The following is a 20,937-nucleotide window of genomic DNA, read 5'->3' as shown; positions in this document are numbered from 1 at the left end:
ATGCCGGGTATGGGTTATCGGCTGCTCTTGCTCGGCAGCCTTACGGTATTGCCTTGGCTGTCGGCCAAGGCAGCGCAAGACACCTCCGGCGGCCTCGTCCTTGACCAGACCACCGTCACCGCTCGCCGCCGCGAAGAAGACCCGCAAGACGTGCCGATCCCGATCAACGTCCTCTACGGCGATCAGCTGGACGAAGCCGGCCTGCATCGTCTGCAAGACATTCAACAACAGGTGCCGGGCCTGGTGGTGTCCGGCCACGATGCCCGTTATGCCGGTTTCGGCCTGCGCGGCTTCGGCGCGACCGCCTACAACGATGGCCTGGAAGGCAGCGTCGGCACCTACGTCGATGGCGTTTACCAGGCACGCCAGGGCATGGCCTTCAGCGAGTTGATGGACATCGAACGCATCGAAGTGTTGCGCGGGCCGCAAGGCACCTTGTTCGGCAAGAACACCACCGCGGGCGCGCTGAACATCGTCACGCGCCAGCCGACTTTCCAGCCCGAAGCCAACCTCGAAGCCAGTTACGGCGAGCGCGGTCTGCGGGAATATCGCGGCACCGTCTCCGGGCCGCTGCAAGACGGCGTTCTTGCCGGGCGGCTCAATGTCTTCGACGGCTCCAGCGAGGGCGCCGTGGAAAACCTGCACGACGGCAGCCGCCTCGGCGACGCCGACAGCCAAGGCCTGCGCGGCCAGTTGCTGTGGACGCCGAACAGCGACTTCAGCGCCCGCCTGATCGCCGACTACGCCGAGCAGAACGAAGCCGGCAACGTCCTGTTGGTCAATCACTACAGCGAGCAAACCCGCAAGCGCGCCAAATTCCTTGGCTATCCGCTGGCGGAGCCCGACCCTTACCAACGGGAGAACCGCATCGACGCGCCGGGTCGCCCGCGAACTCTGCAGAACGGCGTGTCACTGGAATTGAATTGGGACTTGGACGAGGCGATGCGCTTCACCAGCATCACCGCCTACCGCGACTGGGACTACCGCGCCGGTCGCGACGGTGACAGCACCGCGCTGGCGGTGGCCCAATCCGAAACCGAGTTGGGCCATCGGCAGTTCAGCCAGGAATGGCGGCTGTCCGGCACGGCCGGCTCGTCCGTCGATTATGTCGCCGGGCTCTATTACCTGCGCCAACAGCTCGACCGCCAGATCGACGCCGAATTCGGCCCGGACGCCGCGCCCTGGTTCGTTGGCGATCAACTGGAGGCACTGCAAAAAATCTTCGGCATCACGTTTACCGATCCGAGTCAGGTGCCTTCCGTGCTGCTCGATGGCGCTCGGCAGCGTTATGACGGCGAGCAGAAGGGCGACAGCCGCGCGGTGTTCGGTCAACTTTCCTGGCGTCCGATCGACTCGTTGGAACTCACCGGCGGCCTGCGCTACAGCCAGGAGCGCAAGGACGGCTGGATCTCCCGCGACGTCAGCAACCTTGCCCCGCTGAACGGCTTACCCCCGGTGTTCCAGGTGGGCGGGCAATTGCTGCGGGACATCGCCCTCGGCGGTACTTATTACCGTGAGGACTCCATAAAAGAAAACAACGTCTCCGGCCTGCTCAGCGCCAGCTATCGCTTCAGCGATGCCGTGATGGGCTACGTCAGTTGGTCGCGGGGCTACAAGGCCGGCGGCATCAACTTCGACGTGATCGGGCCGTTCACCGAGCCCACCTTCGAGCCGGAACGCGCCACGTCCCTGGAAGTGGGCATGAAGACGCAGTTCTGGGATCAGCGCGCATTGCTCAATCTTGCCGTCTACCAGACCGACGTCGATGACTACCAAGCGCTCACCTACAGCCCGCCGACATCGCTGTTCGCGCCGCCGCTGCGGGACAACCTGATCAACGTCGGCAAAGTCCGCTTGCGCGGCATCGAATTCGATTCCGCGTGGCAACTCACCTCCCAACTCACCGGGCGCCTGGGCGTGGCCTGGAGCGACGCGCGCTACCGCAGCTTCCCCAACGCCCCGTGCCCACCGGCCTCGGGTCAATGGACCTGCGACCTCAGCGGCGAGCGCCTCTACAACGCGCCGGAATGGAACCTGAGCAGCGGCCTCGACCACACCCACCCGCTGCCCTATGGCCTGGAACTCTACAGCGGCGTCGACTACAGCTTCCGCACCGGTTACTACGGCACCCTCGAAGGCGGCGAAGGCAGCTATCAACCCAGCTACGGCCTCACCAACCTGCGCCTGGGCATGCGCAGCCAGGATCGCGCCTGGGAAGTCGAAGGCTGGGTGCGCAACGTGTTCGATCGCAACTACATCACCGCCGTCTACTCACTGCTCGGTGCCGGCGACTACGGCGTCATGACCGGCAGCGAACGCACCGTCGGCACCACCGTCAGGTTTCGTTATTGACCGAAAGGCAGCGGGTTGGACAAAACGCCAGGCGATTACCACCGGCCTTTTTCGACAGGTACATGGCCTGATCCGCCTTGCTGATCAGCCCATCCACCTCAAGCCCATGCTCCGGAAAAAACGCCACCCCGATACTCGCGGCAATCTCCACCGTCTGCGCGCCAATCAGGATCGGCGCATTGGCCGCCGCCAGCATCCGCTTGAGCATCGGCTCGCAATCCTCCACTTCCTGCAGCCCCACCAACCCGGCCACAAACTCATCCCCCCCAAGGCGCGCCAACGTATCGCCCTCGCGCAACGTCGCATTGATCCGCGCCGCGACAATCTGCAACACCCGATCCCCCCAGTCATGCCCATAACTGTCGTTCAGCGCCTTGAACCCATCCAGGTCGATAAACGCAATCGCCACCTTCTGCTGATGAACCCGCGCCTTGCCCAACGCCTGCCGCATCCGCTCGGCCAACAACAACCGATTGGGCAACTGCGTGAGCGCGTCATACCGCGCATCCCGTTCCAGCAGCTGCAAGCGCTGCTTCATCTGCGTCATGTCGCTGAACAGCGCCACGTAGTGCTGAACATTGCCGTGACGGTCATGCACCGCACTGATGCTGATCCTCGACGTCATCTCCCGGCCATCTTTATGGTTGGTCTGAATCTCACCGGACCAATGTCCGTGGAAATCCAGCGCATTCTTCATCGGCGCGTAAAACGCGGTGAGGCGACGGACCATGCGATGGGAGTTCAGCTCATGGCCCTGAATCTCTTCCTGACCGTAACCGGTAAGCCGCGTAAAGGCCTCGTTCACGGCGATGACGCGGCCGAAGGGATCAACGAGGATGATGCCTTCGCGGGCATGGCAGAACACGGTGGTGGCCAGCTCTGGGCACAGGGTGTTGAGGTGACGGTCCAGGGCGGCTTCGTCGCGGGTGGCGGGCCATGTATTGGAATCGAAGCCTTGCAGGGCCAAGTAGCGGACCAGGGAAGAGAGCGATTTGTGCAGGCGGGTCAGGGCATTCGTGGCGAGCCTGGAGTTCAGGCAATAGCTGCGAATGAAGGTGTGTAGGTTCATGGGAGGGACGCGGTGCTCGGTTGTAGCGCTTGGGGTGGGTGAAGCGGGGGATTATCAAGGTGGGGGTGCGGTGGGGTGTTTGCTGGAGGGGATGGGGGCTTTGCGGGAGGGGATGGATGGGGAAGATTTTCTTGGAGGTAAGGATGCGCGCAGCGGTCAAGCTAAGGGGAGTCGCTGCGCGCGACGTTTCATTAGTCCAGTACAACAATGCCATTCTGGGGAACGTTCACGAACGGCAACGCGCTGCATCGCTGATGATGGGCTTCAAGGGCCAGTGCCTCATACCAATGCAGATAGCCATTCAACATGTGTTTGGGGATGTTTGAATTACGCAGCGGAAAGAACGCGATGGACAATTGGTCTTCTTTTTGTTCATGCCAGCGCCAGCCAGCCGAATGGCCACGAGCCCGGGCTCCCCAAAGCCCTGCGGACCAGGCAAATTGGCCCATGCGAAACTTGAAACTGCTCGTTTGCCCAATGTATTGGACGGTTGGATTGTCAGGAGAGGCCTTCCCGGTCGCTCTCCAGGCAATGCAGTAGACGCCCTTCGCAGCAACCATCTGTGCGAGAACGGGGTCCACACCGGTGGATTTCTTGCCGACCCCGGGCCAGAAGCAATTGCTGATTTCTGCCCAGGGGTACCAGCCTGCGCCATGCGCCTCAAGATCAAACAGCTCGGGAACTTTCATGGTGATTCGTCCTTGATCGCTCAGATTGAAGTGATGGCAGGATATCGAGATTGATGTCTTAGTGCCATTATAGAGAAGAGATGTCGGTTCTGGCTCCGGTTGCGAATCAGGTAGGCATCTGAAAATTCGCTGCACGAAAGGGAGTCAATTAATCTAGGGGCCTTGCTCAATATATGGCCTCCATTCATGAAGTCTCTCGAAAAAACGCTGCTTTGTTACGCCAGGAAGCACGTGCCGACACTTCCCAGTATCTACACTTGGGAGTTTGATACCGCGCTCGTCTACCAAACGTTTGGATGGGATATTGGCGGCTCGAATTGGTACGAAAAGGCGTCCGCGCTGAAGCGGTATGCCTCACAGCAATGGGGGGCGTCACCCGACCAACGGATGGCGCTCGCGGACTACGCGGTGCGCGTCTGGGGTGGCGTCAAAGGAAATGCATCTGCAACGATGCAAGGCTACGTTCAGATTGTGTCGCAGGGCCAAGTGCCGATAAATCACAAGGGAATCGCCTCATGGTCGAAAGTGGCGGCGTTCTCGAATCCAAACGAGCATGCCATCTTCGATGCGCGGGTTTCATTTTCCCTGAACGTTCTACAAATGCTTCAGGGTGATGAGCAACGCTGGTGGTTTCCGCACTTGGCGGGTCAAAACCCGCGGCTCAAGGCCTGCTGGCCACGCTTGAAGACCCAGGCGCGGCAACAGGGCTGGCTTCGAATTGCAACGACTGATGTCTACTCGACCTATATTGGGTTGCTGATAAGCGTCACCCGAAAACTCCAAGTCGAGATAGGAGATGTTGAGATGCTGCTGTTTTCAAAGGCGGAAGATTTTGCATCAGCGTTTAACGAGGTCTATCCCTCTCCTTAAAGACTAAAGTGTCCGAAAGGGGACAGATCTATTTATTACGCTGCTCAGTTGATTAAACGCCGAACCCAGTGGCGAGGGAGCTTGCTCCCGCTGGGCTGCGCAGCAGCCCCTCTTCATCCATCGGCCAGCCGCTCACCCCAGCCAAATGAAGCCCTGTCAGTAAAGCCCGACAGAAACCGCCACGAAGCCCCGCCAGCCCACAGCGCCTTGCGCCTTTGCCTACAACTAGGCCAGAATCCGCCGGCTTGTGCGCCTTGGGTTGCGTCGGTAGTTTGGGACATGTCACTGCTCATCAGTGATCGGGTTTAGTCGCCCGTCGTTGCTAAGTCGCTCAAGCGTCCATCAGTCAGGTATCCCCATCCCTGCACTCGATGGTGGCTGTGCGCAGGGCGCCTCCGGGCGCGCCGATTTCTTAGCTCGTCGGTCGACTAACCTGCGCATAGCTGCCTCCCAATCGTTTAGTCGCGAACGGGTCGTAGCCTCAACCAAAAGAGAGCTAGGACCATGGTCAAAATTACACCGAATCCTCCAGTAACAGACGAACCCACATCCCGTGCCCAGTCTGCCCGCAACAAAAAGCTCGATGACGCGACCACTCGCGCGTTGGATTACTACCTGAAGCCCAAGCCTAAGAGCGAAACATCTGACAAGACCGACTCCATTTTACGGATTGATCCGAGTGTGGATTCTGAGTGTTTGCTTGCGAATCTCAGTGAGAATTTGGCTTCGGCGAACGCGATGATCAGTGACTTGGCGTTTGATCTGGATGGATCGCGGCGACGTGTTGCGTTGGGGATTTTGCAGGTGATTGAGGTAAGTGAGCTGTTGGCGAATCGGGCGTTGGATATTGTTGAGGTGAGGTAGCCGAGGCGTTCGCCTCGGCAGGAAAGGTCTTGCGCAGCTGACCTTTCCTGCCGCCTGACGGGAGCATCAAAGCACACTTAAGACCTGCAGCGTGTGTGGAAGGACCAGAGTCGTTTTGATCTGGGCGATGATGTAACGAGGAATCACTGAGGCGCGCTTTGCATTAAATGAGTGGACTGAAAGGCCCGTGGCGTACTGCCTGTTATTTTTCGAAAGGCCGCCACATAGGCTGCTGCACTCGCAAACTGCAAAGTATGTGCAACCGATTTGACGGACCGATTCGATGCCAGCAGATCCAGCGAGGCAACGATGCGCGCCCGATGGTGCCATGTGCGATAGTTCAAGCCCACTTCCGCGCTAAAGCGCCGCGTAAAGGTGCGTTCGGACATGGCCGCACGATACGCAATTTCAGATATCGACCAATGCCACTGATTGCCTGAAATCAGCTCCATCAATGCCGCGCGCAGCCGCTCGTTAGTCGGCATCGGCAAGTGTGTCGGTAGGCAGGCCGCTTCACCCAATGCATGCAGTAATAACTGCACCATCAATTCGCGCATCTCACCCTGGCGCGGCTGTTCGAACAAGCCCAGTACCAGTTCCCTGATAAGGCTGGATGCCACGACCGCGTGCACGTCGTTGCAACGCGCGAAGCCGGCGACTTCGGTGAACAATGCCGGGTGGAAATACACCGTTCGCATCTCAACATCCGACAGGATTTGAATGGCATGGGGTTGATGCGGCGGTATCCACAACGCCCGTTGCGGTGGAACCGTCCAGCGACTTTGCTGTGTTTCAACCAACATCGTGCCGCGCAACGCAAACACCAGTTGCCCGGTCTGGTGCTCGTGCGAAGGCAACACAGCGCCGCGCTCATGCCGCTTCGCTAACAGGCGAAACTCGGCGGGCTCGGGATGGCGCGTCAGCGATATTTTTTGGCTGATGGAGTCTGACATGCCAAACATACTATAGGACTCTGACCACTCGAATCGAGGCCATCATGCACCGTGACTCTGCTCTTGTTCACCTGGGCCGAACCAGCGCCGCAGCGGTTCATGCGGTCAACCCACCCTTGGTACGCGCTTCAACAGTAGTGTTTGAAACCCTGGAGGAATATCGGCATTCGTACCAGGGCAGGGTTTTCGAATCGTTACGTTATGGGCGCTCGGGCACGGTCACCACGTTTGAGTTACAAGAGGCCATGGCACGCCTTGAAAATGCCGAAAGCTGCATCGCCACCTCCAGCGGTTTGAGCGCTATCGCCGCAGTGTTAGGCGCACATGCGGGACCGGGAAAACATATCCTGGTCTACAACGGCGTGTATGGTCCGACCCGAGTATTTTGCGAGCAATCGCTGACAGCACTTGGCACCAAAATCAGCTTCTTCAACGACAGCGCCGAAGTCGGCCAACTGATCGACGACAATACGAGCCTAGTCTTCATCGAAGTGCCTTCATCGTTGACGATGCAGATGCTGGACATCACGCAAGTGTGCGCGGCGGCCCATGAACGGGGCATACCGGTTGCCTGCGACTCAACGTGGGGCTCACCGATGTACTTCAACGCCCATGCGCTGGGGATCGATATTTCGATTCACGCGGCAACCAAGTTCATCAACGGCCACTCAGACGTCATTCTCGGCCTGGTGACCTGCGCTTACTCAACGTTGGACACGACACGCAAATGGTGTGACCGCTACGGCTCACATGCCTCCCCGGACGCGTGCTGGCTCACCCTGCGCGGATTGAGAACACTCGCCGTGCGCATGCCCCGGCATCAAGCCAGCGCAATCGAAGTGGCTGAATGGTTGAATGAACATTCGAAGGTCAAACGCGTGATGTTTCCAGTATTGGCCTCCGATCCCGGGCACGCACTTTGGAAAAGACAGTTCTCCGGTGGCGCAGGGCCCTTTACTTTCGAACTGCAACCTTGCAATGAAGCCACGTTTGAACGCTTCATCAATGCGTTGAAATTGTTTGGCCTAGGCACCAGTTGGGGCGGGTATGAAAGTCTGGTCATGCCCGCCATTCCACACGAACTGCGCTCGATCAAGACGCTACCTGACGAGGGGCGGCTGGTTCGCCTGCACATTGGGCTCGAACATGCGCCTGATCTGTGTGCGGATCTGGCCCAGGCGTTTGATCGGATGGATGAATGAGCCGGAAAATTGCTTCTTTTGAAAGGTCTGACAGTCTTGGCTAACAGCGCCCGTAAGCCCCACGTCGCCCTGCGCCTTTGCCTACAACTACGCCAGAATCCGCCGGCTTGTCCGCCTCCGGTTGCGTCGGTACTTCGGGGCCTGTGAATGCTCATCAGTGATGGCTCCCACTACAGGAAGCAAGATGTTGGCGAAAGTTACTCCGAATCTTCCCGATACAAACGAACACGTCTCCCGTGCTCCATCTGCCCGAAATAAGAAAATCGATGACGCCGCCACGCGAGCGTTGGTTTTTTACCTGAAGCCTTGTGCGGAACAGGCTCGCCAGCATGCATGCGGTAGGCACGAGATAAGGCATACGATAAGGTCGTCAGAGCGACCCACGGACTCCCGGCGGATAGCGACGGGCTCACCCTAATAACTGATGGAAAGCGCATGGACAAGCTAGCAGTACTGGATGCATTCGAGGCAGCCCATGATAAGTATTTTCATCTTATGCTCGAACACTATCCGACGTTTCGTACCGCAGAGCCGAACGGCGGTTTCGGACCTCCTGAACTAATTACGCTTGCGATCGAAGCCCACTCGTGCGCCATCGCGTTAGGGCCGAAAGCGCTAAAGCGACTATGTTATCTGGGGCTGGATGTCCTTTATCCATTTGACAATATCGTCGATCTTTACAATTGGCGGGTGAAGGTCAAAAAGGAAAAAATTGAACACACCACCTATGCTTCCATAGCCATCCGCATCGACTCGGAAATCGACCGGATGCGCCGTGTGTTTTCGCTAGGAGCATACGACTCATATGAGGCTTTGCCTACCGAAGAGTTTCTTGTATCGAAGTTACGCTACAGCGCGTCGCCCCAAAACGTGAGCGCAGTCGAAGCGCCTCAAGAGATGCCTGCACCAACCATGCGCGTCGATACGATAAATGTGCAATACGCTGCGGATTCACAGGCCGTCAGTAATCTCGAAAAGCTTGAGAAAGAAACGTCGATCGGATCGAACCTCAGCACAATTATTACGACGTTGAGACAGCTATTGGGTTGAGAGTACCCATGCTCGGGCTGAAGCTGTCGAGCTATTGGCTTTGTATTCCCGTGCGCTTTATAGACATGTTTGCCCTGACCCATGATGGCGACCCATAAGGTAGCTGAGCGTCAGCAAAGGCTGTCGAATATTCTTCTATGTGATGGGTAGCAAGGATTCCATGCATTTGATCCAAGCATCAAATCTGTTGCATTGCGACCGAATCACCGGTAGCCCAATCTCAATTGCTGCCAACGAGCCATGCCATGGTTTGTCATAGCCCTGGTATAGGTTCTGGATTCGTTTGCTCGGAGCTGTCAACGGACTATTGTTGATGGCTTCCGGAGTATCGAAATCGTTTCGGATCCGCAGCAGCTTTGCTTCGAGGGCCGGTTGATTGATTCCTTGGGCAAGTCGCGTGGGACAGCTGAACAGTAATCCCTCGAATTCATACATTTGGACGTAAGGAATGAAGCGGCGCATTACCTCGCCACCGAGCTTTTCTCGTAGCTTTTCTGTCATGATCTCCAGCAAGCAATCAGCTTTGGCATCCATAGTTTCCTTGCTGTTGGCTTCATTTTTTCCGGGAAACGCTTCGGGCAAGCCATAGAAATCGAAGAAGGTAGTGCAATAGGCCTGACGGTCTCCGAGCAGCCGTTTCTCAACATCAGTAAGCAGGCGCTCAAAACGGAAGTTACCACCCTTGTGCCCCGGTTTCCCTATTAAGGCTGGCACAAGATAAATGTTCAAATGATGGAAGGCTGGTGCAAGCACCTGATTAATGAACATTTCCTCGGTCTGACCCTCGCAGATGACATGTACTCGAATCATCTACGCGGCCTCCCGCCAAGGATATTTTTCTCCCAAAGCTCACCAACTGAATAATCTTCTAACCAGATATCAAACTCGTTCTCGTCGAGCCGTTTGAATACCGTCGCCCCTTCTTCGCGCTCGACTATGATCAGATCGCTAATGGGAAACTCATTCACCAACGGAACTGACTGGGTTGAGACAATCACTTGCATCCTCGTCGAGGCCGACCGAAGCAGGGAGCCCAACAAAGTAATTGCATACGGGTGCAAACCCAGTTCAGGTTCGTCAATGATGATTGTGGAAGGCGGCTCCGGTTGTAGTAGTGCAGTGACCAGGCAAATGAAGCGGATAGAACCGTCTGAGAGCTGGCTGGGCCAGAAGACGTAATCGCTGTCTTTCTGTCGCCACAGCAAGTTGATCAGCTCCTCTTCCGTCTTTAAGCGAAGAGGAATGAGCACGAAATCATCAAAAAACGGAATCGCCAATTGAATTGTTTTACGAATCTGTTCGTAGACATCCGGCGCTTCTGTAAAGAGCCGATATAGATAGGCTGCCAGGTTGGATGCGTCTGGGCGCAGGTAGTCGTTGATGTGGACGGGGCCGCGACGCTTGACGCTTGCTGTATCGCTGCTGTCATGGAAGTGGAATACTTTCCAACTGGAAATCGATTCGTAGCAGTAGGAGACCACATCGTTTTTGTAATCGGCATAAAAACGCTTGGAATTGAATGTTTCTTTCAGTTTCGCTTCTTGATGTCCAGAACCTAGCTCTATCCATTGTGCTCCGTACCGAGGGCCATCAAAGAAAAGTCTCTCATTCGAAAATACAAAGTCCCCATCCACTGTTGGTTCAAGCTCGAATTGGTATCCGTTTAGGCCAAATTTGACGAAGGACACGATTTTCTGAGTTTCTTTTACGCCGAAACTGAGGATGCGATCAGCAGAGCCCTGTTGAGCGGTCCATTTCTTCAGGCGTTGTTCCATCATCTCGCCAAGCATGCGAAAGTAGGAGACGAAGCTGCTCTTGCCGGCACCATTGGCGCCCAGCAGGACGTTCAGGCTGCCAAGCTCCAGGCCCTCCAAATTTTTTATGGACTTGAAGCCCTTGATTGTCAGCCGGTCGATGGCGTTTTTCTTGCTCATTGATGCGACATTCCTTAGCGATACTGTCCCGTGAAGCTCAGGCCGCTTTTGTGATAGCTTTCCAGAGTTTGCCACTGATTTCAGAGGCTGGCTTGTTGCATCCTAACTCTAATCTTTTCCGGCTAATACCAGCCCTTGATTACGCCGTCGTTCACTGGATATTTTCAGATATCACTGAGCGCGTTCAGCGGATCATGAGTCTGATCTCCTGGTTTTCGGAGCCCGGGGCTTCTCCCGCAGGCCCGCGTTACTAAAGTTCGTGACCCATAAGCCGACAGCCTTCGTTTCCACCTCATGGATGATTCTAATGTTCCGCTCCGTTTTTTCCGGCGTTGCTTTGCTCGCTGCCGCCGCTGCCTGCACGGCCCAGGCCCAGACCGTCACCACTCCCGAACAACTGCTGACCGAATTTTCTCGTTGCGATGCGCGTTTCTTCGAGAGCCTGCGTGACGCCCGCCTGCCGGCAGGTACAGTGCGCCTGAGTGATTACGGTTCGGTCAGGGCACCGACCATTATGAATCCGCTCCAGGAGGGTGGCACTTACCAACATTTCGAAGCGCCCCTGATCGTCAACGGTGTGCGTATGGTCGGCTATTACAACCAGGCCCAAACCATCAAGGATCTCGGTAATTTTCTGTTCTGGGGGTTCGTAGTCGATGGCTCGCCGCAAGAGGTGGCCGCGAAACTAAAGCCGTTGATCGTCGATAACGCGCGCTTTGTCAGTCAGGGCAAAGCCATTGCCCGCGCCGAAATTCGCCGCGTCGGTGACCCGATCGGCCAATGGCGCACCGAAGGATTGACCGGCCCTGGCGTCGCCACTCCGTTTGGTTTCGTAGACCGTGTGTTGATGGTCGACACGGGCGACACGACACCGCCGCTCGCCGGGCATACAACCGTGTTCTGCTCGCTCCAAGGCACCGTGACCGCGCCGCTCTTGCAGGCCTATCGCCCTGACCTCAACGCTCGTCTCTTCGACTGACAAGGTTGCTCTTCATGAAAGCTCGCTGGCCCGCACTGATCGCTTGCTCCCTCATCCTGATGGGATGTGCCGGGATGCAGAACCCGCAAAAAGCCAACCTTGCGCACTGCACAAATCAGCTCAAGGCGGCTAAAGCCGAAAACTATCCACTAGTGCTGCAGGAAGGTGATTTGTGCTTACAGAAAAATACGCTGCCTGCCTCGCTGGAAAGTCTGATTTACGCGGTGCAGGCTGACGCCCACAGCAACCTCAAGCATTTTCCCGAAGCTGTGGCTGCCAAGGAAAAATCCATCCAGTTGGCGGCCAAGCCTGATGCACGCGCCAATCTGGATTTGAGCGGTATGTATCGCGACGCCGGCAATCCGAAAAAAGCGCTGGAACTTGTGCAATACAACCTCGACAACGGGCTGGGAGAAGCCGGAAAGGGTTCGGGCTTCCACATGCCGACCTACTATCATCTGGGCCTCGCGCTGACAGACCTGGGTCAGTACAGAGAGGCCACTGAAGCATTCAGCACCGGCCTTGAGCGTCAGTCGAACTATGCCTGGGCCTATTATGCGCGCGGGATCGCCTATGATCATTTGGGGGACAAGGACGATGCCAAGATCGACTTCATGAAGTTTTCGCAAATCGTCGATGAAAAGTACGTTCGGGATGAGCACAAGGCCAAGCTTGCCGAGTACAAGATTTCCTTGCCTTGATGTTGCGGTGGATTGTCTGGTCTTGGAGCGGTATAAACCTGCCCAAGACCAGCAGCTCTCAGTTCCTTATGCGTTACCACGCGGAGCGTGGGAACGAGCGCTGGGGTTTATGGAATATCTTTCACATAAGCGTTAAGCGCGATGAGCGGAGCGTGAAGGTCGTCTATCTTTTGCGCTGAGCTGAAATCCGTAGCCAAACGATGCAGCTCTCGGCCCAGCACTGTATCCACCCCACCAATCGCCCCCAACGCCAAATCCAGGCATCGACTGATTTCGCCCTGAATCCCGGCCACATCGCCCCGCCGCACCAACAACTCGAAAATCTCCCGGTCGCAACTGCCCATCAACGGATCATCCCGCAGGATCGGGCTGTGGCCTTCTGTCTCATAAGCCAGTTTGAGGGAGTAGAGAGCGACCGTTTCCAGCAGCAATTCCATGGGGTGAAATCCTTTGTGACTGGGTGAGGAGGGTGGGGTGGAGTTGGGTTGAGGGTTCATGGCTTGGCGAGTGCTAGTCGGAGTATCGGTGTGGGGAGTGACTATTTTGTGAGCGCTTTGCGCTCAGGCGGGAGCAAGCTCCCTCGCCACGGGGTTTTCCCTACTTCCTGTCTTCCTTATTGCAGGTTCTTTCTCGCCACTGGGCTGGTATTTGGGGCTGCTTTGCAGCCCAGCGGGGATGAATCCCCTCGCCACAAAAGCGGGCTGGTGGCGTCGATCATGGGCCTAACCACTTTCTTGCAGACGAAAAAAAAGACCTTGAATTTCAAGGTCTTTCTTTAATATGGTGCCCCGAGGGAGACTCGAACTCCCACTCCTTTCGAAAACGGATTTTGAATCCGCCGCGTCTACCAATTCCGCCATCAGGGCTCAATGGCGGCGAAGTATAGAGAGGTGCCTACCGTTGGTCAATCACGTTTCATGGTGAATTTATAATATTTCCGCTAGACTTTCCGGCCCTGCTAGACGAACCCCATCATGCGTGTTGCTGACTTTACTTTCGAACTCCCGGATTCGCTGATCGCTCGCCACCCGCTGGCCGAGCGGCGCGCCAGTCGACTGTTGACCCTGGACGGGGTCAGCGGTGCCATGGCTCACCGTCAATTCACTGATTTGCTCGAGCATTTGCGTCCGGGCGATTTGATGGTGTTCAACAATACCCGGGTGATTCCGGCGCGGTTGTTTGGCCAGAAGGCCTCCGGTGGCAAGCTGGAGATTCTGGTGGAGCGGGTGCTGGACAGTCATCGCGTGCTGGCCCATGTGCGGTCGAGCAAGTCGCCCAAGCCGGGTTCGTCGATTTTGATCGACGGCGGCGGTGAGGCGCGGATGGTGGCGCGGCACGATGCGTTGTTCGAGCTGGAATTTGCCGAAGAGGTGTTGCCGCTACTCGACCGTGTCGGGCACATGCCGTTGCCTCCTTATATAGACCGCCCGGACGAAGGTTCGGACCGCGAGCGCTATCAGACCGTATACGCCGAGCGCCTGGGGGCGGTGGCGGCGCCGACGGCGGGGCTGCATTTTGATCAGCCGTTGCTGGAGGCGATTGCGGCCAAGGGCGTGGAGACGGCGTTCGTGACGCTGCACGTCGGCGCCGGCACGTTCCAGCCGGTGCGGGTGGAGCGCATCGAAGACCACCACATGCACAACGAATGGCTCGAAGTGAGCCAGGAAGTGGTCGATGCCGTGGCGGCCTGTCGCGCGCGCGGTGGGCGGGTGGTGGCGGTGGGGACCACCAGCGTGCGCTCTTTGGAAAGCGCCGCGCGCGATGGCGTGCTCAAGCCGTTCAGTGGCGACACCGATATCTTTATCTACCCGGGCCGGCCGTTTCATGTGGTCGATGCCCTGGTCACCAACTTTCATTTGCCCGAATCCACGCTGTTGATGCTGGTTTCGGCCTTCGCCGGTTACCCCGAAGCCATGGCCGCCTACAAGACCGCCGTCGAGCATGGGTACCGCTTTTTCAGCTACGGTGATGCGATGTTCATCACCCGTAACCCCGCGCCACGCGGGCCCGAGGAAACCGTATGAGTCGCACCTGTCGCATGTCCTTCGAGTTGCTTGCCACCGATGGCAAGGCTCGTCGCGGACGCCTGACCTTCCCCCGCGGTACCGTGGAAACCCCGGCATTCATGCCGGTGGGCACCTACGGCACGGTCAAGGGCATGCTGCCGCGTGATATCGAGGCAATTGGCGCGGAGATCATTCTCGGCAACACCTTCCACCTGTGGCTGCGCCCGGGCATGGAAGTGATCAAGGCCCACGGCGACCTGCACGATTTCATGCAATGGAAAGGCCCGATTCTGACCGACTCTGGCGGTTTCCAGGTGTTCAGCTTGGGCGCGATGCGCAAGATCAAAGAGGAGGGCGTGACCTTCGCTTCTCCGGTGGACGGTTCCAAGGTGTTCATGGGGCCGGAAGAGTCGATGCAGGTGCAGCGCGACCTGGGCTCGGACATCGTGATGATCTTCGACGAATGCACGCCGTACCCGGCCGATGAAGACGTGGCGCGGGTGTCCATGGAGCTGTCGTTGCGCTGGGCCCAGCGTTCGAAGAATGCCCACGGCGAAAACACCGCGGCGCTGTTCGGCATCGTCCAGGGCGGCATGCACCGCGACCTGCGCATGCGCTCGCTGGAAGGCCTGGACAAGATCGGGTTCGACGGCCTGGCGATTGGCGGTCTGTCGGTGGGTGAACCGAAGCACGAAATGATCAAGGTGCTCGATTACCTGCCGGGGGAAATGCCCGCTGACAAACCTCGTTACCTTATGGGCGTTGGCAAACCGGAAGATCTGGTTGAGGGTGTGCGCCGCGGGGTGGACATGTTCGATTGCGTGATGCCAACCCGTAATGCCCGCAATGGGCATCTGTTCATCGACACCGGTGTGCTGAAGATCCGTAACGCGTTCCATCGCCATGATGATTCGCCGCTGGATCCGACGTGCGATTGCTACACCTGCCAGAACTTCTCCCGCGCTTATCTGCATCATTTGGACAAGTGCGGCGAAATGCTCGGCAGCATGCTCAATACCATCCACAATTTGCGCCATTATCAGGTGCTTATGGCTGGTTTGCGCGAGGCTATCCAACAGGGTACATTGGCCGCCTTTGTCGAGGCCTTCTATGCCAAGCGCGGGTTGCCTGTTCCGCCTTTGGACTGAGTTTTCCGATCCCTAGATTCAATACTTGCAACTGGAGTGCTAAATGAGCTTTTTTATCTCTAACGCCATGGCCGATGCCGCTGCACCTGCAGCTGCGCCAATGGGTGGCGGTTTCGAGTGGATTTTCCTGGTCGGCTTCCTGGTCATCTTCTACCTGATGATCTGGCGTCCACAGGCCAAGCGCGCCAAAGAGCAGAAGAACCTGCTCAGCAGCCTGCAAAAAGGTGATGAAGTGGTCACCACCGGCGGCATCGCCGGCAAGATCACCAAAGTGGCCGATGACTTCGTGGTACTGGAAGTGTCCGACACGGTTGAGATGAAGTTCCAGAAGGGCGCCATCGCGGCCACGCTGCCAAAAGGCACGCTGAAAGCGATCTAAGTAACATCTTCTCTTCAATCGACGGGGCGCGCAAGGCGCCCCGCGTCATAAGCGGGCGGCGTGATGCTGAACAAATACCCTCTGTGGAAATACCTACTGATCCTGGCGGTGCTGGCGGTCGGTCTGATTTATTCCGCTCCCAATCTTTACCCGGATGACCCGGCCATTCAGGTCAGTGGCGCAAGCACTGCGCTGCAGGTCACCCAGGCCGATCTGGACCGTGCGAGCGCTGCGCTCAAGGCGTCCAACATCGACGTCAAGGCTGCGTCCATCGCCGAAAACGGCAAGGGCGGCCTGTTGCGCCTGGTCAAGTCTGAAGACCAGTTGCCGGCCAAGGACGTGGTGCGCAAGGCGTTGGGCGACGATTACGTTGTAGCCCTGAACCTGGCCCAGACCACCCCACAATGGCTGCGCAATCTCGGCGCCCACCCAATGAAGCTGGGCCTGGACTTGTCCGGTGGTGTGCACTTCCTGCTGGAAGTGGACATGGAAAAAGCCCTCGACGCACGCCTGAAAGTCTACGAAGGCGACGTCAAGAGCCTGTTGCGCAAAGAGCGCGTGCGCTATCGCAGCCTGCCGCAGTTCGAAGGTGCCATTCAGCTGGGCTTCAGTGATGAAGATACCCGCGAACAGGCCCGTGCGCTGGTCCGCAAGAATTTCAACGATTTCGACATTGTGCCGGCCGACCTCAATGGCCAACCGGTGCTGCGTCTGGCGATGACCCCGGCCAAGCTGGCGGAAATCCGCGAATACTCCATCAAGCAGAACTTGACCACGGTCCGTAACCGCGTCAACGAGCTGGGTGTGGCCGAGCCGATCGTGCAGCGCCAGGGCGCCAACCGCATCGTGGTCGAGCTGCCAGGCGTGCAGGACACGGCCGAAGCCAAGCGTATCCTCGGCAAGACCGCCAACCTGGAATTCCGCCTGGCCGCAGAGCCGGGTGCGTCCAAGGCCACTTCCGAGAGCTTCGAGTTCCGTGAAGGCGGTCGTCCGGCGGCGCAGATCGAGCGTGGCCTGATCATCACCGGTGACCAGGTGACCGATGCCCAGGCGGGCTTCGACGAGCAAGGTCGTCCGCAGGTGAACATTCGCCTCGACGGCCACGGCGGCGAACTGATGAGCCGCGCCACGCGCAGCAACGTCGGTCGCAGCATGGCGGTGATCTTCATCGAGCAGAAGCCGACCACCACCTACACCAAGCAAGTGGTCAACGGCGTCGAAAAAGACGTACCGGTCCAGACCTTCAAGGAAGAGAAGAAAATCATCAGCCTGGCGACCATCCAGTCGCCGCTGGGCAGCCAATTCCGCATCACCGGCCTGAACGGCCAGGGCGAGTCCTCGGAACTGGCCCTGCTGCTGCGTGCCGGTGGCCTGGCCGCGCCGATGTACTTCGCTGAAGAACGCACCATCGGCCCGAGCCTGGGTGCCGACAACATCACCAAGGGCGTCGATGCATCCCTGTGGGGCATGCTGTTCGTGTCGCTGTTCATCATCGCCATCTACCGTTTCTTCGGCTTGATCGCCACGGTTGCGCTGGCGGTGAACATGGTGCTGCTGCTGGCCTTGATGTCCTTGCTGGGCGCCACGCTGACCCTGCCGGGTATCGCCGGTATCGTCTTGACCATGGGCATGGCGGTGGACGCCAACGTGCTGATCTTCTCGCGGATACGTGAAGAGATCGCCGCGGGCATGTCGATCCAGCGGGCAATCAACGAAGGCTTCGGCCGCGCATTCACTGCGATTATCGACTCCAACCTGACCACGTTGCTGGTCGGCGGGATTCTCTTTGCCATGGGCACCGGCCCGGTCAAAGGCTTCGCAGTGACCATGTCCCTCGGGATCTTTACCTCGATGTTCACAGCCATTCTGGTGACCCGTGCAATGGTCAACCTGATTTATGGTGGTCGTGACGTCAAGAAGTTGTGGATTTAAGGGGCTGACATGTTACGTACAATCAACTTCATGGGCGTCCGCAACATTGCGTTCGGCGTCACATTGTTCCTTACGGCCTTGGCGTTGTTCAGCTGGGCCACCAAGGGCCTGAACTACGGCTTGGACTTCACCGGCGGTACGCTCATCGAGCTGACCTACGAACGTCCGGCCGATGTCACCAAGGTGCGTGAGCAGCTGGCGACCTCGGGCTACAGCGACGCCGTGGTGCAGAGCTTTGGCGCCACCACTGATTTGCTGGTGCGCATGCCGGGTGAAGACCCGCAACTGGGCCAGCGCGTAGCCGATGCCTTGCAGAAGGCCGGTGGCGACAACCCGGCGGTGGTCAAGCGCGTCGAGTTCGTCGGCCCGCAAGTGGGTGAAGAACTGCGCGACCAGGGCGGCCTCGGCATGCTGTTGGCGTTGGGCGGCGTGATGCTCTACCTGGCTTTCCGCTTCCAGTGGAAGTTCGCGGTAGGCGCCATTGTCTCGCTGATCCACGACGTGATCGTGACCGTGGGCATCCTGTCGTTCTTCCAGATCACCTTCGACCTGACGGTATTGGCGGCGGTGCTGGCGATCATCGGTTACTCGCTCAACGACACCATCGTGGTGTTCGACCGGGTGCGTGAGAACTTCCGTGTGCTGCGCAAGGCGTCCCTGGTCGAGAACATCAATATCTCGACCACCCAGACCCTGTTGCGGACCATGGCGACGTCGATCTCCACCTTGTTGGCGATTGCCGCGTTGCTGTTCTTTGGTGGCGACAACCTGTTCGGTTTCTCCATCGCGTTGTTCATCGGTGTGATGGCGGGTACCTACTCCTCGATCTACATCGCCAACGTGGTGTTGATCTGGCTGAACCTGAGCACCGAGGATCTGATTCCTCCGGCCGCTACGGAGACCGAGGTGGACGACCGCCCGTAAGGCTCGGTTTTCCGTCCGTCACCGCTGAGAAGGCGCGAGTTGAACTCGCGCCTTTTTTTATGCTCCAAGGCTGGGAGAAGCGCGGATTATTTCCGCTTGTGATGGTCAGGAGGTTCAAGTGAACAAATCGATGCTGGTTGGTGCGGTATTGGGTGCTGTCGGTGTAACAGCCGGTGGTGCGGTCGCCACCTACAGCTTGGTAAAAAGTGGCCCTGAGTACGCGCAAGTACTGGCCGTGGAACCGGTCAAGACCCAGATCAAGACTCCGCGTGAAGTGTGCAAGGACGTCACCGTGACTCGGCAGAAGCCCGTCCAGGACCAGCACCAGATCGCTGGCACCGTGCTCGGTGCTGTGGCCGGTGGCCTGTTGGGCAACCAGATCGGCGGCGGCACCGGCAAGAAAATCGCCACGGTGGCGGGTGCGGCCGGCGGTGGTTATGCCGGTAACAAGATCCAGGAAGGCATGCAAGAACGCGACACGTACACTACCACCCAAACTCGCTGCAACACGGTCAATGACATCAGCGACAAGGTGGTCGGCTACGACGTCCGCTACATGCTCGACGGCAAGGAAGGAAAAGTCCGCATGGACCGCGACCCGGGCAACCAGATCCCGGTTAGCAAGGAAGGCCAACTGATCCTGGGCCAGAACGAACCGGCCCAGTGATCCAACCGCTATGAAAAAGCACCCTTCGGGGTGCTTTTTTTGCGCCCACATTTTATGCCCATCCCAGATACTATGAGAGAGCGAGCCTGCTCGCGAAAGCTGCATTCATATTCCAGATAAACCTGTGGCGAGGGAGCTTGCTCCCGCTGGGCTGCGCAGCAGGCCCAAGATCTTGCGATCGCTGCTCACTGGAGCGCCAGCCCGGCCGAGCGGGAGCAAGCTCCCTCGCCACGGAGTGTTCACATCTGAACTGAGTGGTTTGAACAGGCAAAAAAAAGCACCCCGAAGGGTGCTTCTCTTGAGCCAAGCGGCTTAGCGCTTCAGCGAGGCCGGCAGGTGTGGCTGGATCGCCGTCAGCACAGCCTTGAAGCATTTGGTGTTGCCAGCAACGATGTGGCCTTTTTCAAGGAAGTCATGACCGCCAGTGAAGTCGCTCACCAAGCCACCCGCTTCCTGGATCAGCAGAGCGCCTGCTGCCATGTCCCACTCTGACAGGCCCGACTCCCAGAACGCATCGAAACGACCGGCCGCGACATAAGCGAGGTCCAGGCTGGCGGCACCGGCGCGGCGGATGCCGGCGGTCTGGCCGACCAGGGCACGGAACATGCCCAGGTAGTTGTCCAGGTTGTCCATCTGGTCGTCACGGAACGGGAAGCCGGTACCCAGCAGGGCGCCGTCCAGGCTGGTGCGGCCGCTGACGCGCAGGCGACGACCGTTCAATTGGGCGCCACGGCCACGGCTGGCGGTGAATTCTTCCTGGCGAACCGGGTCCAGCACGACGGCGTGTTCCAGGCGGCCACGGTATTTGCAGGCGATGCTGACAGCGAAGTGGGGGATGCCGCGCAGGAAGTTGGTGGTGCCGTCCAGCGGATCGATGATCCAGAGGTACTCTTCGCCTTCGATGCCGGTACCGGCGTGCATGCCGGTCTCTTCACCGCGGATAGAGTGGTTCGGGTAAGCCTTGCGCAGGGCGTCGACGATTTTCTGTTCGGCGGCGCGATCGACCTCGGACACGTAGTCCTTGGCGTCTTTTTCATCGACCTTGATGGTATCCAGGCGCTCGATGGAGCGGAAGATCAGTTCACTGGCGCTGCGGGCGGCGCGCAGCGCGATATTCAGCATGGGCTGCATGGATGTGTCACCTAAGGTTGTTAAAGAAAGCCGCGCATTCTATCAGAAAGTTTTCTCAGGAGAAGGTTGGTGTTCGCTTTCATAGCT

Annotated in this window: 20 protein-coding genes and 1 tRNA gene; 13 read left to right on the top strand and 8 right to left on the bottom strand. The window is 58.2% G+C overall.

What is annotated here, in order from left to right; translation table 11 throughout:
• Window positions 1-2,352, top strand: a complete 2,352-nt coding sequence (locus tag J3Q04_RS20535; RefSeq protein ID WP_434609679.1) for a TonB-dependent receptor — start codon at window positions 1-3, stop codon at window positions 2,350-2,352.
• On the opposite strand, the gene J3Q04_RS20530 is transcribed toward J3Q04_RS20535, so the two are convergent.
• Together J3Q04_RS20530 and J3Q04_RS20525 are read right to left on the bottom strand one after the other, a co-directional pair.
• Window positions 2,336-3,421 (bottom strand): diguanylate cyclase domain-containing protein, encoded by a 1,086-nt coding sequence (locus J3Q04_RS20530; RefSeq protein ID WP_434562411.1) that lies wholly within the window; start codon window positions 3,419-3,421, stop codon window positions 2,336-2,338. The two genes, J3Q04_RS20535 and J3Q04_RS20530, sit on opposite strands and share 17 nt — an antisense overlap.
• A 191-nt stretch (window positions 3,422-3,612) precedes the next feature.
• Window positions 3,613-4,110 (bottom strand): hypothetical protein, encoded by a 498-nt coding sequence (locus J3Q04_RS20525; protein WP_434562413.1) that lies wholly within the window; start codon window positions 4,108-4,110, stop codon window positions 3,613-3,615.
• 186 nt (window positions 4,111-4,296) lie between these two features.
• Here J3Q04_RS20525 and J3Q04_RS20520 point away from each other — a divergent pair, with 186 nt between their 5' ends.
• Window positions 4,297-4,980, top strand: coding sequence for a hypothetical protein (locus J3Q04_RS20520; protein WP_434609681.1), 684 nt, complete (start codon window positions 4,297-4,299; stop codon window positions 4,978-4,980).
• A gap of 504 nt (window positions 4,981-5,484) precedes the next feature.
• Entirely contained in the window at window positions 5,485-5,844 is a 360-nt protein-coding gene (locus J3Q04_RS20515) for a DUF6124 family protein (protein WP_434609683.1), read from the top strand.
• A gap of 143 nt (window positions 5,845-5,987) precedes the next feature.
• Here the strand turns inward: J3Q04_RS20515 and J3Q04_RS20510 are convergent, their stop codons facing one another.
• On the bottom strand, window positions 5,988-6,797 hold the full coding sequence (locus tag J3Q04_RS20510) for a helix-turn-helix domain-containing protein (protein ID WP_434609686.1): 810 nt from the start codon (window positions 6,795-6,797) through the stop codon (window positions 5,988-5,990).
• 44 nt (window positions 6,798-6,841) lie between these two features.
• Here J3Q04_RS20510 and metC point away from each other — a divergent pair, with 44 nt between their 5' ends.
• Both metC and J3Q04_RS20500 read left to right on the top strand, forming a co-directional pair.
• Complete coding sequence (gene metC, locus J3Q04_RS20505) at window positions 6,842-7,999, top strand: cystathionine beta-lyase (protein WP_434609688.1); 1,158 nt, start codon at window positions 6,842-6,844, stop codon at window positions 7,997-7,999.
• A 435-nt stretch (window positions 8,000-8,434) separates the two neighbouring features.
• Window positions 8,435-9,049 carry a hypothetical protein gene (locus J3Q04_RS20500; RefSeq protein ID WP_434609690.1) on the top strand — a complete coding sequence of 205 codons (615 nt, stop codon included), beginning with the start codon at window positions 8,435-8,437 and terminating at the stop codon, window positions 9,047-9,049.
• Between the two features lie 135 nt (window positions 9,050-9,184).
• On the opposite strand, the gene J3Q04_RS20495 is transcribed toward J3Q04_RS20500, so the two are convergent.
• Window positions 9,185-9,859, bottom strand: coding sequence for a DUF4276 family protein (locus tag J3Q04_RS20495; protein ID WP_434609692.1), 675 nt, complete (start codon window positions 9,857-9,859; stop codon window positions 9,185-9,187).
• Window positions 9,856-10,983 (bottom strand): AAA family ATPase, encoded by a 1,128-nt coding sequence (locus J3Q04_RS20490; protein WP_420764139.1) that lies wholly within the window; start codon window positions 10,981-10,983, stop codon window positions 9,856-9,858. The genes J3Q04_RS20495 and J3Q04_RS20490 overlap by 4 nt, the downstream gene beginning before the upstream one ends.
• 307 nt (window positions 10,984-11,290) lie before the next feature.
• Between J3Q04_RS20490 and J3Q04_RS20485 the strand changes: the two genes are divergently transcribed.
• Both J3Q04_RS20485 and J3Q04_RS20480 read left to right on the top strand, forming a co-directional pair.
• Window positions 11,291-11,962 carry a hypothetical protein gene (locus J3Q04_RS20485; protein ID WP_434609694.1) on the top strand — a complete coding sequence of 224 codons (672 nt, stop codon included), beginning with the start codon at window positions 11,291-11,293 and terminating at the stop codon, window positions 11,960-11,962.
• A 14-nt stretch (window positions 11,963-11,976) separates the two neighbouring features.
• Entirely contained in the window at window positions 11,977-12,663 is a 687-nt protein-coding gene (locus tag J3Q04_RS20480) for a tetratricopeptide repeat protein (protein WP_434609696.1), read from the top strand.
• Between the two features lie 107 nt (window positions 12,664-12,770).
• Here the strand turns inward: J3Q04_RS20480 and J3Q04_RS20475 are convergent, their stop codons facing one another.
• Both J3Q04_RS20475 and J3Q04_RS20470 read right to left on the bottom strand, forming a co-directional pair.
• On the bottom strand, window positions 12,771-13,100 hold the full coding sequence (locus J3Q04_RS20475) for a hypothetical protein (RefSeq protein ID WP_434609698.1): 330 nt from the start codon (window positions 13,098-13,100) through the stop codon (window positions 12,771-12,773).
• 344 nt (window positions 13,101-13,444) lie between these two features.
• Window positions 13,445-13,529 (bottom strand) — tRNA-Leu (locus tag J3Q04_RS20470).
• 108 nt (window positions 13,530-13,637) lie between these two features.
• Here J3Q04_RS20470 and queA point away from each other — a divergent pair.
• From queA to J3Q04_RS20440, 6 genes are all read left to right on the top strand, one after another.
• On the top strand, window positions 13,638-14,687 hold the full coding sequence (gene queA / locus J3Q04_RS20465) for a tRNA preQ1(34) S-adenosylmethionine ribosyltransferase-isomerase QueA (protein WP_434609700.1): 1,050 nt from the start codon (window positions 13,638-13,640) through the stop codon (window positions 14,685-14,687).
• 14 nt (window positions 14,688-14,701) lie between these two features.
• On the top strand, window positions 14,702-15,817 hold the full coding sequence (gene tgt / locus J3Q04_RS20460) for a tRNA guanosine(34) transglycosylase Tgt (protein WP_161951757.1): 1,116 nt from the start codon (window positions 14,702-14,704) through the stop codon (window positions 15,815-15,817).
• A gap of 43 nt (window positions 15,818-15,860) precedes the next feature.
• A complete protein-coding gene (gene yajC, locus J3Q04_RS20455) occupies window positions 15,861-16,196 on the top strand; it encodes a preprotein translocase subunit YajC (RefSeq protein ID WP_007956696.1) in 336 nt (111 codons plus the stop codon).
• A gap of 63 nt (window positions 16,197-16,259) precedes the next feature.
• Window positions 16,260-18,128: a protein translocase subunit SecD gene (secD, locus tag J3Q04_RS20450; RefSeq protein WP_434609703.1), complete on the top strand. Its 1,869-nt coding sequence runs from the start codon at window positions 16,260-16,262 to the stop codon at window positions 18,126-18,128.
• A gap of 9 nt (window positions 18,129-18,137) precedes the next feature.
• Entirely contained in the window at window positions 18,138-19,052 is a 915-nt protein-coding gene (secF, locus tag J3Q04_RS20445; protein ID WP_420764145.1) for a protein translocase subunit SecF, read from the top strand.
• A 118-nt stretch (window positions 19,053-19,170) separates the two neighbouring features.
• A complete protein-coding gene (locus J3Q04_RS20440) occupies window positions 19,171-19,719 on the top strand; it encodes a glycine zipper 2TM domain-containing protein (protein WP_014336691.1) in 549 nt (182 codons plus the stop codon).
• Between the two features lie 312 nt (window positions 19,720-20,031).
• Here the strand turns inward: J3Q04_RS20440 and suhB are convergent, their stop codons facing one another.
• Window positions 20,032-20,850 carry a type III secretion system regulator SuhB gene (gene suhB, locus J3Q04_RS20435; RefSeq protein ID WP_039592127.1) on the bottom strand — a complete coding sequence of 273 codons (819 nt, stop codon included), beginning with the start codon at window positions 20,848-20,850 and terminating at the stop codon, window positions 20,032-20,034.
• Window positions 20,851-20,937: the final 87 nt, after the last annotated feature.

Origin of the sequence: Pseudomonas sp. D4-21 (genome assembly GCF_051132125.1) — a bacterium.
GTDB lineage: Bacteria > Pseudomonadota > Gammaproteobacteria > Pseudomonadales > Pseudomonadaceae > Aquipseudomonas.
Note: the sequence above shows the minus strand (reverse complement) of the source record. Positions and strands in the feature narration are given on the sequence as shown.

Excerpts from the sequence above, each read along its gene's own strand:
- J3Q04_RS20510 (WP_434609686.1), bottom strand. The coding sequence starts at position 6,797 with ATGTCAGACTCCATCAGCCAAAAAATATCGCTGACGCGCCATCCCGAG.
- J3Q04_RS20500 (WP_434609690.1), top strand. The coding sequence starts at position 8,435 with ATGGACAAGCTAGCAGTACTGGATGCATTCGAGGCAGCCCATGATAAG.
- suhB (WP_039592127.1), bottom strand. The coding sequence starts at position 20,850 with ATGCAGCCCATGCTGAATATCGCGCTGCGCGCCGCCCGCAGCGCCAGT.
- queA (WP_434609700.1), top strand. The coding sequence starts at position 13,638 with ATGCGTGTTGCTGACTTTACTTTCGAACTCCCGGATTCGCTGATCGCT.
- J3Q04_RS20535 (WP_434609679.1), top strand. The coding sequence starts at position 1 with ATGCCGGGTATGGGTTATCGGCTGCTCTTGCTCGGCAGCCTTACGGTA.
- J3Q04_RS20530 (WP_434562411.1), bottom strand. The coding sequence starts at position 3,421 with ATGAACCTACACACCTTCATTCGCAGCTATTGCCTGAACTCCAGGCTC.
- tgt (WP_161951757.1), top strand. The coding sequence starts at position 14,702 with ATGTCCTTCGAGTTGCTTGCCACCGATGGCAAGGCTCGTCGCGGACGC.
- J3Q04_RS20490 (WP_420764139.1), bottom strand. The coding sequence starts at position 10,983 with ATGAGCAAGAAAAACGCCATCGACCGGCTGACAATCAAGGGCTTCAAG.
- yajC (WP_007956696.1), top strand. The coding sequence starts at position 15,861 with ATGAGCTTTTTTATCTCTAACGCCATGGCCGATGCCGCTGCACCTGCA.
- J3Q04_RS20480 (WP_434609696.1), top strand. The coding sequence starts at position 11,977 with ATGAAAGCTCGCTGGCCCGCACTGATCGCTTGCTCCCTCATCCTGATG.
- J3Q04_RS20515 (WP_434609683.1), top strand. The coding sequence starts at position 5,485 with ATGGTCAAAATTACACCGAATCCTCCAGTAACAGACGAACCCACATCC.
- secD (WP_434609703.1), top strand. The coding sequence starts at position 16,260 with ATGCTGAACAAATACCCTCTGTGGAAATACCTACTGATCCTGGCGGTG.
- J3Q04_RS20525 (WP_434562413.1), bottom strand. The coding sequence starts at position 4,110 with ATGAAAGTTCCCGAGCTGTTTGATCTTGAGGCGCATGGCGCAGGCTGG.
- metC (WP_434609688.1), top strand. The coding sequence starts at position 6,842 with ATGCACCGTGACTCTGCTCTTGTTCACCTGGGCCGAACCAGCGCCGCA.
- J3Q04_RS20485 (WP_434609694.1), top strand. The coding sequence starts at position 11,291 with ATGTTCCGCTCCGTTTTTTCCGGCGTTGCTTTGCTCGCTGCCGCCGCT.
- J3Q04_RS20475 (WP_434609698.1), bottom strand. The coding sequence starts at position 13,100 with ATGGAATTGCTGCTGGAAACGGTCGCTCTCTACTCCCTCAAACTGGCT.
- J3Q04_RS20495 (WP_434609692.1), bottom strand. The coding sequence starts at position 9,859 with ATGATTCGAGTACATGTCATCTGCGAGGGTCAGACCGAGGAAATGTTC.
- J3Q04_RS20520 (WP_434609681.1), top strand. The coding sequence starts at position 4,297 with ATGAAGTCTCTCGAAAAAACGCTGCTTTGTTACGCCAGGAAGCACGTG.
- secF (WP_420764145.1), top strand. The coding sequence starts at position 18,138 with ATGTTACGTACAATCAACTTCATGGGCGTCCGCAACATTGCGTTCGGC.